The following is an 11,851-nucleotide window of genomic DNA, read 5'->3' on the forward strand; positions in this document are numbered from 1 at the left end:
CACGAGAACGATCGGCAGCGGCCCGGCGATGCCGGACCGCAAGGAGCAATTCTACTCTGTCACCTCCACCTGACTGCCGTAGAAGGCGACGTGGTCCTTGAGCTCAGACGCCTCGTCGGACGGATCCGGGTAGTACCACGCGGAGTCCTCTGCGCGATCACCATTGTCGACCAGGTCGTAGTAGTGCGCCTTGCCCTTCCACGGGCAGGTGGTGCGGTGCTCGCTCTTCTTGAAGTGGTCCTTGTTCAGCGACTCGGGCGGGAAATAGTGGTTGCCCTCAACGACGACGGTATCGTCGCTCTCAGCGAGGACAACATCGTTCCAGGTGGCTTTCATGGCTGTCAGGGGATTATGGCAAAAAGCACGATTAGAGTTGAAAACGGTTTTCCAAGGTCAAAGGGATCTTATCCTAGGTCTCCAATACGGTCCTTCAGTTCTCAGGTGCCACACCGTGTCGAAGTCGTTGCAGTATGCCCGAATGTTCTGTACGAGAGGGGCGGAAGCCGACAGCGCACGTCATGAAAATGCCGTACGGGGCCCACCGCTGCTGATGGTCGCGACGGGCCCGGTGCAGAACAGTTCTCCTCGGTCTCGTCTCGCCCATGTGATGGACGAAACCGGCGGGGATACGGTGGCACCGACGCCAGTCTTCATGATACTCCGGTTGGACGGTGCGGGGTCTCCACTGGGATGCGTCCCGAAGTTCACGAACCTTCCGTGGGGTCTTCAGAAGCAAAACCCGGACGGCCAGTACGCCCTCTACGACGCTAGTGAGCACGAGGGCCTCACGAGAAGTTCTGTCTCGGGAACGACCGTGCCGATGAGTCCGAACCCCGACCACAGCGTGGCCGACCTGTAGAAAAACGACAGCGTGCAGGCGACCACGCGCTGTTAGTCTTCACCGGGCAGCGCGTCGTACGCCGCTTGGTTGGGCATGTTGAGGAACGAAGGGGCGTACGGCACCCACCACGCCGCTGCATAGTGAAGAGCGACGGGCTCGAGATTGAACATGGGGGAGACGCCCACTCGGACCAGCAACAGTCCAGTGTACGCTCCTGCCCCGAGCCCGATTCGGGCCGTGACGAGACCGATGTTCGTAGCGTGCACTCCGTTTTCGCTCATCTGCTCCGGGCGTTCGTAGATGGCGGAATCAATCTCAGGGGATCGTTGTCCCTGACGGCAGTCCCGCTTCTTCTTTCGCGACCATGATGAGGGCCGGCTCGCGGCGATGGCCGGCGCAGGCCACGGTCACCCCCCAATCCCGCCAATCAACGCGGTGCCCGCGATGGTCAAGACGAAGTACAGAAGCACGGCGATGATGGCGACCGGGAACGCGGCGAGGCCGGCCTTGAGGAGAATAACTGCCCAGTCGTTGAACCCGATGTCGATGTCCGTGAGGACGACGCCTCCCTTGTCGGGACTGCTGGCCTCCCCGAACGGATAGCCGCAACAGGGGCAACATTCCGCGTGCTCACTCACGTCGGTCGCGCACTCGGGACAGTCGATGAGCGCCATGGCGGGGTCGGAGGCGGCGTGAGGAGGATGTGGAGGTAGGCTTCCTGTTGGGGAATACCCAAATTTGGTCGAGACAGTTTCGCCTCGGGACGAAGCCGCCAGTAGCGAGAGTACCGGGGGAGCGCCGTCGACGCACTCCCAAAAGTAAAGAACGGCCCCCGGCGTCTACGCCGGAGGCCGCACGGGGACGAGAGGAGCCGGTGAGGCGGCTTTCGCGTCCTCGTTCTTGAAAGAGAAGAGCCGATCTATTTGAGCGCCGCCGTCGCCGTTTCCTGCGATGGTGTGCCTGGGCCCGGAAGCGCGAGTGTATTTGTCCAGTACGCCTCTTTCCCAGGGCGGCTGTCGATCAGGTCGCGACTCGTCATCCAGGCCTCCAGCTGCTCGTAGTACTGGGGCGTCATCGACAGGTCGTACGTGAAGCAGGGCAGGGTGGCCCCGAAGATTGCGTCCGTCTGCTTGTCCTCCAGGTCCGCCCCGGTGCGACGCGCGTAGACGGCCCGCGCCTCCTCCGGACGCTGATGGAGGAGGTCAATGCCGCGACGCATCACGTTGACGAGGCGGGCGAAGGCGTCCCGGCGCTCCTCAAGCCGGTCGGGGGGTGGTGATCAAGACGAGCTGGCAGAAGTCCGGGATGCCCCAGTTCTTGAGGGCGAAAAACTCCGCGTCGAGGCCCCGGTGGGCCGCCTCTACGAGCTCGAAGTTGTAGAAGGCCAGTGTGGCCGCGTCGGCCTCTCCGTCGATTAATGCGTCGGTGTGGTAGAAGCCATAGTCGACCGGCGTAAACGTGTCGGGGTCGTATGCCCCGCCGTCGGCCTCGACCATTGAGCCGGCGATGGCGGGGCCGCCGGGGCCGGGGGCCCCAGGATATTGCAGGCGCGCGCCTGCGAGGTCTCGGGGGCGCTCAATACCGGCGTCCGGGCGGTACATGACCCCGCCGTTGGTGTGAAGGAACCGCGTGAAGCCAACGACTGGTCGGCCGGCAGCACGGTCCTCGACGAGGTGGAGCGGCTCGGTCACCGCCACGTCCATGTCTCCATCTTCGATGGCACCGACGGCGTCGAGGTGCTCCTCCGGCTCGATGACCTCGAGATTAAGGCCGGCATCTTCGAGCCAGCCGTGTTCTTTCGCGAGAAGAAGAGGGGTGTGGTCCGGGTTCAAGAACCACTCAAGCCCCAGGCGAATCGTGTCCATTGTGGGAACGGAGGTTGTGCTGGCGATTGGTGAAAAGGAGCGCCAGCAGTGCCTCCCCCGGCCCACGGCCGTGAGCGAAGAGGGGACGAGCCAAAACGATTCCCTACGCCGGTGCGAACCGGGTCAGGTTCAAAGGGTCTGATCTCAGCCTCAACTGCGCTGCGTTGGCTGCAGGCCAATCGTCGAGGCACCCCTAGCGCGTACCATAAGTGCATGTTAGGATGTACTCGGGGCGACGTCAACGCCAACCCAGAGGAAAATTTCTTTAGCACCAGGAGGGCGGTCTGGCTACAGACGGAGAGACTGTAGGACTCCGTCCGGCGACGGCACGCCGCTGTGCCCCATCAACGTGTCGCCGCGACCTCGAGTGGGAGACTCCGTAGGCATATCCACGTGTCCGGAAGATTGGCACACAACAACTTAACTAAGCGCCCAAAATCTTTTAGCCCACGGAATCTTTCTGGGTCACCTCCGTTGTCTCTTCTCGGAAAAGAGCACTCTGGAATTCGAAAACTATTATTTTGCAAAAGCAAAATTAAGGCCACGCCTACTGAAATCTCGTGTTGTCGTTTTCGGGGCTCTTCCTAGTTTCGGTCACTGCCCCGCGAGAACGACAATGGTTTTGGCTGCCGTTCAGCGCCCTTGAGAGCCCCCTGGGCGGGATGGTACCTCGGCCCACGCAACAGGGTTAGTACAGCTCCTCAGTACACTCGGAGTATTCCCTGTCGGGCGATTTCCTTGACGTAGAGCCACCCGCTCCCTTTTTCTTTTCAGCAGTTCGTCCACGCAAAAGTCCTTCAAGTATGGCTTCCGACACGCTAGAGACCACTCTTACTTCCATTCACCAAATGACCCCTCGGGTCAAGCAGTTTGTGCTTGAGGCGGAGGACCACACCTTCTCCTACCAGCCCGGTCAGCACGTCGTCATCGAGTTTGAGCAGGACGGAGACACCGTTGGGCGGCCCTACACGCCCGTGAACCTGCCGGGCACCGGCGCCCTGGCCCTTGGCATCAAGCGCTACGAGGACGGCACCGCCTCGACCTGGATGCACGACCGGTCGGTCGGGGACCAGATCACGGTCACCAAGCCCAGCGGTAACCTCCACCTGCAGAGCCTCAGTCGAGACGTGGTCTTCCTCTCGACTGGGACGGGCATCACCCCGATGATTGCGATGCTCAAGCAATACCTGAGCGAGGGCAGCGGCCGGGCCGCGTTCCTCTACGGAGAGCGCACCCAGGAAGACATCATGTACCGGGAGACCCTCGACCATCTGTCGGCCGACCACGACAACCTGGAGGTGCTCTACTCCTTGTCCGATGAAGACTGGGACGGGCCGACCGGGCACGTGCAGTCCCACCTCGGTGAAGTGGTAGACGGCCGCTTTGAGGACCCGCACTACTACATCTGCGGGATCCCCCCGATGGTGGTCGACAGCGAAGAGATGCTCCAGAATGAGGGCGTCGAGGAGGACCGCATCTTCACGGAGGGGTGGGAAAGCGACGCAGTGTAGCCTGCATGACACTGCTCCCGGGCGGACCGACGCTGGCATCCGCCACAAGTTTGAGCCTGCTTCCGGGTTGACTGCCTCGGTTCGACCCCGTGACTGCGGAACCTGGCCCACTGCGGACGGGAGTCCCGGTGGGCCAGACGTACAGGTTCCTGGTCGTGAAAAGGATTGGTCTATAAACCTCTCGGCGCGGGCGTCGAACACGCGGCGGTCGTCGGCGGGCATTGGTCAGTCGACGCGACTCGCCCAGATGGACCGGGATCTGTGTTGAATGCTCCGGGTGAACGCCTACGAAACGTGTGGTAGTTAAGGCAATTCGCATCCCCTGATCTTACAGAAGAAATTGGCGCACCTAGGAATCAGTGCCGTCGGAACGAGCCGTCCGCCCCTTTCCCGTGATGTCGTCTCGTGATGCGCAGCGGAAGCTCGGCGGGTGTAATCCCTGCGGGACATTACCCCGTCGGGGACCCTTATGCTTCGAGGCGGTTGTAACTCTGAATCCCTGCCGTGCACGTAGAACCGAGGAGAGCACGTGGCCGGAGAGGTGCATGCCCCTGGCCATCTGCGATGTAGAGCCCGGTTTTGGTCTGAATCTCCCACCCCCGCCGCTTCCGCTTCAGCACGCCTTCATTCCATGCGCCGCCGCACAGGCTTCCGCCGTCTTGTTTTCTCCTTCTGTCTCTTTGCGCTGCTGGCCGCCGGGCAGGAGGCCGGTGCCCAGCAGTCCGATCCTGCACGCGGCCGGGCTACTCTCGTGGGCACCGTCGTGGATTCGGCGACCGGCGACCCCTTGTCGGACGTGAACGTCTTCATCGCGGAGAGCATGCGGGGGACGACGACCGACGATCAGGGCCGCTTCCGGCTCACGGGCGTGCCGCTCGGGGCTCAGCAACTCTACGTGTCCTTCGTGGGGTACGAATCGACCTCCCGGAGCCTCAACCTGCGAGAGTCGAGGCCGTACCGGTTCGAGTTTGCGCTTCAGGAGACGGTCTTGGAGGGAGAGGGCGTCGTCGTTGAGGCGGAGCGCGACGAGCAGTGGCAGCGGCGCTTCGAGCGGTTTAAGGCAGCCTTTCTCGGCGAGACCCCCAACGCGGAGCAGGCGAAAATCCGAAACCGAGAGGTGCTCAGCTTCGACGGGGGAATGGGCTCGCTGGAAGCCTTTGCCGCCCGGCCCATCGTGATTGAAAACAAGGCCCTCGGCTACCGGGTGGAGTATCACCTGGAGGACTTCAAGGTGACCCAGCGGCGGACGCAGTACGATGGGGAGCCGTTTTTTGAAGAATTGGAGGGCAGCCCGGCCCAGGAAGCGAAGTGGGAAAAGGCCCGCCGAGAGGCATTCCTCGGGTCCTTCCACCACCTCATGCTCGCCATGATCGAGGATCGGGTCGAGGAACAGGGCTTCAAGCTGTTCTATCGGCAGAACGCGCCGGGCGGCCCCCCTGGACGTGCGTCCTCAGATCCGCCGGGGGGCGGCAGCTTCGGATCGGGCTTCTCCGGGGGCGGGGGGCGGATGTCCATTGAGGTGAGCGACATCATGACCGACGGAGACGCGCCGGACGAACACATCCTTGACTTTCAGGGGGCGGCCGAAATCATCTATCTTGGGGAGAAGCAAAGCGAGGCCTACTCGACCTGGCGGGAGGAGCGCACCGGGCGCCGGGGCGGACGAGCGCCCCGCTACCAGACCTCTCAGTTCTGGCTGGAGCGAGGCCCGGCCACCGTCGACTACAAAGGCGAGGTTGTAGAGCGGTACGGCGTGACCGTATCGGGGTACTTCGGGTTCGAGCGAGTGGCCGATCAGGTGCCGAAGGAATACCGCCCGCAGTAGACGCCGATACAGCCGAGTGATTGGGACGAACGTCCGCGGCACCACGGGCCAGCGGCAGTGCGGGGGCTGCTCCTATCTTGCACCAGCCCGGCCAACCCGCACGCTCAAACAGGGATGGTTCGCCAACTCAAATGCGCCCGAAAGGGACGATCGATCCGCTTGTGGAGAAGCGGAGAGCCGTCTCGTGGCTGTGCCGACTTGTGTACGCAAATGCGTTACGAACGTGAACCGATGCGGACGGCCGAAAACCTTCCCAGGGGAGATCAATACAGCCAGTCGCGAAGCTGATCCCCCTCGTTCATGGCACGCGGTCCGCCGCGCGCCGCCACATCCACCAGAGTCCCTTCTACCGCGTATGACTGCTGTCCCCAACTCGGAATCCGAGAACCTCCACATCATCATCGCCGGGGCCGGGCGCGTCGGGCACCGGACGGCCCGGGTCTTGAGAGATCAGGGCCACGACGCCTACCTCATCGACAAGGAGCCCGACACCGTCGAAAACGCCCGCCAGGCGCTACAGTCGACGGTCATCGAAGGAGACGCCACGGACCCGAACGTACTGGCACAGGCCGACCCCGAGCGGGCCGATGTTCTCGCCGCCCTGACGGAGACCGGGGCAACAAACTTCGCAATCTGCGCGGTCGTCAAGCACCTCACCGATGACATCCGGACCGTTGCCCGGATTGAACGGCCCGACCAGCTTGATGAGGAGGGCAAGTTCTTCGACCGGGTGGTCTATCCGGAGCGGGCCGGTGCGAAGTCCGCGGTCAATCAGATCCTGGCCGGCGACACGCGGGTCTTTGAGGATGTCACCAGCGACCTTGACGTGTTGGAGATTCAGGTTGCCCCGGAGGCCCCGGTTGCCGGCAAGAAGCTGGGAGCTGCCCAGCTTCCGGACCAGAGCCACGTCGTGTTCGATGTTACGAACGACGAGTTGCCCGAGCCCGGCACCGAGCTCGTGCCGGGACACCGCTACCTGATTGCGGCCGCCCCTGGCGTGACCCGCGAGACGCGAAGGCAAATGGTTGGGTAGCGCCGTCAGGATCAGGGAAAGCAGCCCGGTGAGCCTTGGAGGTCTTTCCCCGTTCCGACTGACGCATTCGTGCATCTGCCGTGCTGCGTCCCGTCAGCCCGAGGCAGGGAGATAGCTCATTTCCTCCCCAATTGGGTCCGCCAACTGGAGCTCATCGACGACGTGCCGCTTCGTCTTGGGCCTCAGCTCTGTCCACCGGGCGTGGGCGAGACGACCCAGTTCAATCGGGCTCCCGTACACCTCGTACCATTCCTCTGCGAACTGGTCACCCTGTTGTTCGCTCACCCTGCGGCGCAGTTGCTGTAGCTTCTCAGCCTGCTGCTCGAAGTCAGGGGTCCGGCTTCCGAAAAGTCGCTCGAACTGATCCAGGAGATCAGAGCGGGAAGGAATAGAATCCGTGTCGTCCATTGGCCTATCGGTCTGTGGGAGGAGTGTGGGGGAGGTTGCCCAACTGCGGTCGTTGGGGCTCGTGGTTGGCTATCAGGCACCTGGCGGGAATCCGTTCCGCCGGGGCGGGACATTTTAGGCCGCAAAATGTGTGCGATACTAAACGAGATCAGATCGGTGGTCTGTCCACATGAGCCCCCCTCCCGGTGTGATGTCGCAGAAATGTCGAAGACGGACGCGCCCCTGCCGGGGAGGGACCTAGAGAGACTCCACGAACATTCCGTCGCCAGTGGAGGTGGGAGCGCGGCCCGCCCGCCCTACGCCCCGGCTGCGTGACCAGAGCCGACTCTCCGGGTCACCTCAGCCAAGTCCGTAGTGCAGTGCACTTCCAAGGAGAGGAAGGAGAGTCAGAAGAGCCAGTTCAACCCCGACGGTGCTTCGAAGCCGCCGGTCGCAGGAGGCTGAACGCGAGGGAATTGAGAGTCCCAGCAGGTTCTGAACAGGCACTTCCTCCCCGTCGAGCTCGGCCCGCCATCGCAGAAACGTGAGCGTAGGGTAGATGGACGCCACGCCGACCAGCGTAAACAGCCCGACCTTCGTCCACAGCACCGGGCTCTGCAGGTAGTAGGCAAACCCCTTTCCGAAGTACAGCACTTGCACCACGCCCGTCGCGAATACGCCGACGGCAGCGAGCCCGTACACAACGTCGGCCGTTTCTAGTGATCGAACCGTAGCAGCATCGGTGGGGCCGCGCAGTAGGGCATACTCGACCGCCACCGCGGCATAGGTGAGCATGAAGCTGAGGATGTGCAGGTACAGAACGAGCGTGGAGGACCAGAGGGACATCGGCACGCAAGTCGGCGAGAAACGCAAATGACAGGACTCCAAGTACGCGACGGAGGACATCGGTCCTCCCACTATGCCGGGACATCGGTGACCGGCATCTGGCGAACAGACACGACGTGCCCGTCGTCGAATTGGACGCAAAGCCAGGACGGCATCTCGGCGTCCTTCGCATCGTAAACCAACACCGGGCGCTCGTCCTCGGGACGTTCCTTCACAGAAGCATGCCCTTGCGGGTGGGGGGAGGGCCTGCCCACAGGCCGAGTTGCTCACAGGAAAGCCCCTGGGGTCCGGCGGTCTGCTGGCCAGCCCCCAATGATTTTTACTCCTCCGGCCCCTCTTCGTCATTTTTGGGACGATCGGCTGTCTCGCCAGAGCGATCCCGGAGGGCGGATGACTCTAGCGGGCCCGAAAGGTCTGTGTCGTCGTCGAGGGACTCTAGGGAGCGGGCACCGGGGGGACGCTTGCTGACCGAGTCGGTCAACGAACGCCGGGAGGCATGCTTTGAGGGACGTCCGCTGACTCGCTCGCGCCAGAGTTTCCAGCTCGACCGCTTCAGCCGACCGCGCATCAGCGCGATGACGGCTTCTTCCTCCAGGCCGTACCGCGCCTCGATGGCCTCGAAGGGGACGTCGTCCTTCCAGGCCATGCCGATAACGTGGGAGACCTCCTCATCCGAGAGATCATGGTCGCGTTGAACACCCATAAAGAGCGGGAGCTTGTGAAGGCGTGAGGGCGCGTGTGTGAGGGCAGGCGGCCGGACGCTTGAAACGGTGGTGCCTCTCGCCCGAGGAAAACCGCGGAGCGGTCGATAAATGAACAGTCCCGGGCGCAAGTATCCTCCGCCGGCTCACTGGGAGTCTACATCAATTTGGACATGCAGGGTGCAATAATCGATTCGCAAGGAGCCTGGCACTGCGCGTAACAAGGTCGGAAGGTCGCGCGGTGGGCCGAGGGCCGTGGGGCTCTGAATGTGCCGAATGACCGGGACTGTCCGCCTCCTGCTCGTCTTCGTGGGTGTTCGAGCAGGTGTTTGCAATGCCTGCGCCGGATCGGCGTCGTTCCTGACCGGTTGCTGACTAGATGCCGGACAACACGCTCGGGGCACGCATCCGCATTTGAAATGTGGGAACAGGAGACGAGAACAAACAGTGCTCCGGCGCGGCCGCTTTCGGGGCCCAAGAAGAAACCGATCGCCCCTCGACGGCTGCCTCCGAAAACGGCGGCGTCCGGAAACGAGCCCCCTCGTACCAACAGATTGCTCTCACGGTGAACTACGTCCGTAGTGCCCTTACCTACGGCGCAATTTTTTGTCTAATCGGTTTGTTGTTGCTGTTCTTCGGTGGTCTCCTGGCCGGGGGAGAGGCCCGGCTCCCGGCGCCCGGCGCTGGGTGGTCGGGCGTCCAGTCCAACGTGGATCCCGTCCAGGCCGGCATGCTGTTCGTGGCCCTGGGGGCTGGACTGGGCATGCTGGTGGCGCTGTGGGTACGAGCGTCGTGGGGTGAGACCACCGCGGTCCTGGTTCTCCTCGCCGGGGGGGTTTGGGTCTTCGAGCCCGCCGGCGTGGAGGAGGTCTGGCAGACCCTGTGGCGGGTGGGCTGGATCTGGAAGGGCGTCCTGGAGTGGCGGTCCAGCCCGGGATGGGGCGCGTAGCCCCCGTTCGGCGCTGCCGTCATCCCTGTCCGCCCCGCATGAGAACCCTGAGGACCCGGCTTTGCCTTTTGAGGTATGTCGTGTCCGCCTGCTTGAGCTCTGTCATTGCATCATCAGGCACTTCGTAGAGCACCTGCCGGCCGCGTCGCAATGCCCACGCTGCCACCGGATGGCCCTCGCAGGGCTCCCCCCGACGGGTTGCCCGTTCCACGACTGCCTGGCACACGTTTAGGTGGCGAGCAAGCTCCGATTGAATAAGCCGCTGCATGGTCGCTGGAGGAGGGGCGGGAAAGGTAGAGAATCTAAGTACGGGGCTGTGGTGGGTGGGCACGTTCACCAAGACCGGACCCTGTGTCATCGGCGGCGCTCGGTGTTGTTGCCGGAGAATCAATTCCGAAGTAGTCCACAAGATCTCAGTTCTGAGGGGCGTAAGAGGTTCCGCTTGCGGGGCCTGTGCACGCGTGGCGGCTGTCACCATCCGGGGAAATAAAACAGTTTTACGGTTCGGTCTCGCGCAACTCCCCTCCGCGCATGTGCACCTTGGGCTTCACGGTGTACGGACCCGGGCACTAAGGAGCAGGTCTCCTGGACAGCCGTCGAAAACGGCACGGACTTGTAATAAGCTGTTTTCCGCGCCCCCAGACTTCCGTCCCAGCGTTTAGGAGAGGCAGATGACCAGCCTGATCCCACGTCGATGCTCCGCTCTTTAGAAACGTGGGCCGTATGTTTTCGTGGATAGAAGGGCAAAAATTTCAACCCGATCTAGCAACTGCGGCGGCGAGGCGACGCGGATCCGCCGCGGTGCAGCCCCGCACCGTCTTCCTTGAACCAGACGTTTGTACCAGCCGATGAAAGCTGCTGTCTTCTACGAGCCGGGCGACATCCGAGTCGAGGATGTGCCCGACCCTAGCATCGAAGCGCCCACCGACGCCATCTTGCGCATTACCCGCACGGCGATCTGTGGGTCGGACCTGTGGTTCTACCGTGGCCACCGCGACTACGAGGCCGGCTGGCGCACGGGGCACGAGCCGATGGGGGTCGTTGAGGATGTGGGAAGTGAAGTGCGGTCCCTGGAGCCTGGAGACCGCGTGCTGGCGCCCTTCGCGATCAGCGACGGCACCTGTGAGTTCTGTCGACAGGGGCTGCACACGTCCTGCGTGCACGGCAACGTCTGGGCCGCAGAAAACGACGGCGCCCAGGGCGAGGCCGTCCGCGCGCCCCAGGCGGACGGCACCCTCGTCAAGATCCCCGAGCGTGCGGAGGGCGACGAGTCGCTCCTCCGAGCGCTCTTCCCGCTCACGGACGTGATGGGCACGGGGCACCATGCGGCCGTGTCGGCCGGCGTGGAGGCCGGATCGACCTGTGTGGTCGTCGGCGATGGGGCCGTGGGGCTCTGTGCCGTGCTGGCCGCCCAGCGCCTCGGGGCGGAGCGCATCATTGCGATGGGCCACCATGAGGATCGGCTCGAGAAGGCGCGGGGCTTTGGGGCGACAGACATTGTCTCCAGTCGCGGGGAGGAGGCGGTGGAGGAAGTTCGCGAGATGACGCGAGGAGGCGCACGTCACGTCATGGAGTGCGTCGGTGCGGCCTCGGCGATCGAGACAGCGATTGGGGTGTGCCGGCCAGGGGGGACGATCGGGTACGTCGGGGTTCCGTTTGGGGCCGAGGAGGGAGGGCTCAACATGTTTCGGCTCTTCCGGGAAAACATTACGCTCCAGGGCGGCATCGCGCCGGTGCGGGAGTACATTCCCGAACTGATGGACGATGTTCTCGACGGGACGCTCGACCCGTCTCCTGTCTTCGACAAAACCATTGGCCTGGAGGAGGTGCCCGACGGCTACGCCGCGATGGACGACCGAGAGTCCATCAAGGTGATGGTCGAGCTGTAGAGGA

15 protein-coding genes and 1 riboswitch are annotated in these 11,851 nt (G+C 63.3%); of the genes, 6 read left to right on the plus strand and 9 right to left on the minus strand.

Annotated elements, in window-relative coordinates; translation table 11 throughout:
• Window positions 1-51: 51 nt before the first annotated feature.
• A complete protein-coding gene (locus OJB03_RS03060; protein WP_263785153.1) occupies window positions 52-336 on the minus strand; it encodes a DUF427 domain-containing protein in 285 nt (94 codons plus the stop codon).
• Between the two features lie 268 nt (window positions 337-604).
• On the opposite strand from OJB03_RS03060, the gene OJB03_RS03065 reads away from it, so the two are divergent.
• Window positions 605-859: a hypothetical protein gene (locus OJB03_RS03065; RefSeq protein WP_263785155.1), complete on the plus strand. Its 255-nt coding sequence runs from the start codon at window positions 605-607 to the stop codon at window positions 857-859.
• A 32-nt stretch (window positions 860-891) separates the two neighbouring features.
• Here OJB03_RS03065 and OJB03_RS03070 read toward each other — a convergent pair whose 3' ends face one another.
• From OJB03_RS03070 to OJB03_RS03085, 4 genes are all read right to left on the minus strand, one after another.
• Complete coding sequence (locus OJB03_RS03070) at window positions 892-1,122, minus strand: hypothetical protein (RefSeq protein WP_263785157.1); 231 nt, start codon at window positions 1,120-1,122, stop codon at window positions 892-894.
• A 126-nt stretch (window positions 1,123-1,248) separates the two neighbouring features.
• The gene (locus OJB03_RS03075; protein WP_263785159.1) at window positions 1,249-1,515 is read right to left on the minus strand and encodes a hypothetical protein; all 267 of its coding nucleotides are present in this window, start codon (window positions 1,513-1,515) and stop codon (window positions 1,249-1,251) included.
• 245 nt (window positions 1,516-1,760) lie between these two features.
• Window positions 1,761-2,060, minus strand: coding sequence for a hypothetical protein (locus OJB03_RS03080; RefSeq protein ID WP_263785161.1), 300 nt, complete (start codon window positions 2,058-2,060; stop codon window positions 1,761-1,763).
• 37 nt (window positions 2,061-2,097) lie between these two features.
• Window positions 2,098-2,706: an ABC transporter substrate-binding protein gene (locus tag OJB03_RS03085; protein WP_263785163.1), complete on the minus strand. Its 609-nt coding sequence runs from the start codon at window positions 2,704-2,706 to the stop codon at window positions 2,098-2,100.
• Between the two features lie 83 nt (window positions 2,707-2,789).
• Window positions 2,790-2,911, minus strand: a riboswitch (TPP riboswitch).
• Window positions 2,912-3,509: 598 nt separating this feature from the next.
• Between OJB03_RS03085 and OJB03_RS03090 the strand changes: the two genes are divergently transcribed.
• The 3 genes from OJB03_RS03090 (at window position 3,510) to OJB03_RS03100 (ending at window position 7,075) form a co-directional block, all read left to right on the plus strand.
• Window positions 3,510-4,217, plus strand: coding sequence for a ferredoxin--NADP reductase (locus OJB03_RS03090; RefSeq protein ID WP_263785166.1), 708 nt, complete (start codon window positions 3,510-3,512; stop codon window positions 4,215-4,217).
• Between the two features lie 631 nt (window positions 4,218-4,848).
• Entirely contained in the window at window positions 4,849-6,042 is a 1,194-nt protein-coding gene (locus OJB03_RS03095; protein ID WP_263785168.1) for a carboxypeptidase-like regulatory domain-containing protein, read from the plus strand.
• 355 nt (window positions 6,043-6,397) lie between these two features.
• Window positions 6,398-7,075 carry a potassium channel family protein gene (locus OJB03_RS03100; protein ID WP_263785169.1) on the plus strand — a complete coding sequence of 226 codons (678 nt, stop codon included), beginning with the start codon at window positions 6,398-6,400 and terminating at the stop codon, window positions 7,073-7,075.
• 93 nt (window positions 7,076-7,168) lie between these two features.
• On the opposite strand, the gene OJB03_RS03105 is transcribed toward OJB03_RS03100, so the two are convergent.
• From OJB03_RS03105 to OJB03_RS03120, 4 genes are all read right to left on the minus strand, one after another.
• The gene (locus tag OJB03_RS03105; RefSeq protein WP_263785171.1) at window positions 7,169-7,483 is read right to left on the minus strand and encodes a hypothetical protein; all 315 of its coding nucleotides are present in this window, start codon (window positions 7,481-7,483) and stop codon (window positions 7,169-7,171) included.
• Between the two features lie 339 nt (window positions 7,484-7,822).
• On the minus strand, window positions 7,823-8,308 hold the full coding sequence (locus OJB03_RS03110; RefSeq protein WP_263785173.1) for a DUF2214 family protein: 486 nt from the start codon (window positions 8,306-8,308) through the stop codon (window positions 7,823-7,825).
• Between the two features lie 71 nt (window positions 8,309-8,379).
• Window positions 8,380-8,523 (minus strand): hypothetical protein, encoded by a 144-nt coding sequence (locus tag OJB03_RS03115; protein ID WP_263785175.1) that lies wholly within the window; start codon window positions 8,521-8,523, stop codon window positions 8,380-8,382.
• Window positions 8,524-8,627: 104 nt separating this feature from the next.
• A complete protein-coding gene (locus OJB03_RS03120; RefSeq protein WP_263785177.1) occupies window positions 8,628-9,011 on the minus strand; it encodes a TIGR03643 family protein in 384 nt (127 codons plus the stop codon).
• 419 nt (window positions 9,012-9,430) lie between these two features.
• On the opposite strand from OJB03_RS03120, the gene OJB03_RS03125 reads away from it, so the two are divergent.
• Together OJB03_RS03125 and OJB03_RS03130 are read left to right on the plus strand one after the other, a co-directional pair.
• A complete protein-coding gene (locus OJB03_RS03125) occupies window positions 9,431-9,958 on the plus strand; it encodes a hypothetical protein (RefSeq protein WP_263785180.1) in 528 nt (175 codons plus the stop codon).
• Window positions 9,959-10,806: 848 nt separating this feature from the next.
• Entirely contained in the window at window positions 10,807-11,847 is a 1,041-nt protein-coding gene (locus tag OJB03_RS03130) for a zinc-dependent alcohol dehydrogenase family protein (RefSeq protein WP_263785182.1), read from the plus strand.
• Window positions 11,848-11,851: the final 4 nt, after the last annotated feature.

This window comes from Salinibacter grassmerensis (assembly GCF_947077765.1).
In the GTDB taxonomy this organism is placed as follows: Bacteria; Bacteroidota; Rhodothermia; order Rhodothermales; family Salinibacteraceae; genus Salinibacter; species Salinibacter grassmerensis.

Bases quoted from the DNA above. Each gene is read 5' to 3' on its own strand.
- OJB03_RS03060 (WP_263785153.1), bottom strand. From the start codon at position 336: ATGAAAGCCACCTGGAACGATGTTGTCCTCGCTGAGAGCGACGATACC.
- OJB03_RS03070 (WP_263785157.1), bottom strand. From the start codon at position 1,122: ATGAGCGAAAACGGAGTGCACGCTACGAACATCGGTCTCGTCACGGCC.
- OJB03_RS03075 (WP_263785159.1), bottom strand. From the start codon at position 1,515: ATGGCGCTCATCGACTGTCCCGAGTGCGCGACCGACGTGAGTGAGCAC.
- OJB03_RS03080 (WP_263785161.1), bottom strand. From the start codon at position 2,060: ATGCGTCGCGGCATTGACCTCCTCCATCAGCGTCCGGAGGAGGCGCGG.
- OJB03_RS03085 (WP_263785163.1), bottom strand. From the start codon at position 2,706: ATGGACACGATTCGCCTGGGGCTTGAGTGGTTCTTGAACCCGGACCAC.
- OJB03_RS03090 (WP_263785166.1), top strand. From the start codon at position 3,510: ATGGCTTCCGACACGCTAGAGACCACTCTTACTTCCATTCACCAAATG.
- OJB03_RS03095 (WP_263785168.1), top strand. From the start codon at position 4,849: ATGCGCCGCCGCACAGGCTTCCGCCGTCTTGTTTTCTCCTTCTGTCTC.
- OJB03_RS03100 (WP_263785169.1), top strand. From the start codon at position 6,398: ATGACTGCTGTCCCCAACTCGGAATCCGAGAACCTCCACATCATCATC.
- OJB03_RS03105 (WP_263785171.1), bottom strand. From the start codon at position 7,483: ATGGACGACACGGATTCTATTCCTTCCCGCTCTGATCTCCTGGATCAG.
- OJB03_RS03110 (WP_263785173.1), bottom strand. From the start codon at position 8,308: ATGTCCCTCTGGTCCTCCACGCTCGTTCTGTACCTGCACATCCTCAGC.
- OJB03_RS03120 (WP_263785177.1), bottom strand. From the start codon at position 9,011: ATGGGTGTTCAACGCGACCATGATCTCTCGGATGAGGAGGTCTCCCAC.
- OJB03_RS03130 (WP_263785182.1), top strand. From the start codon at position 10,807: ATGAAAGCTGCTGTCTTCTACGAGCCGGGCGACATCCGAGTCGAGGAT.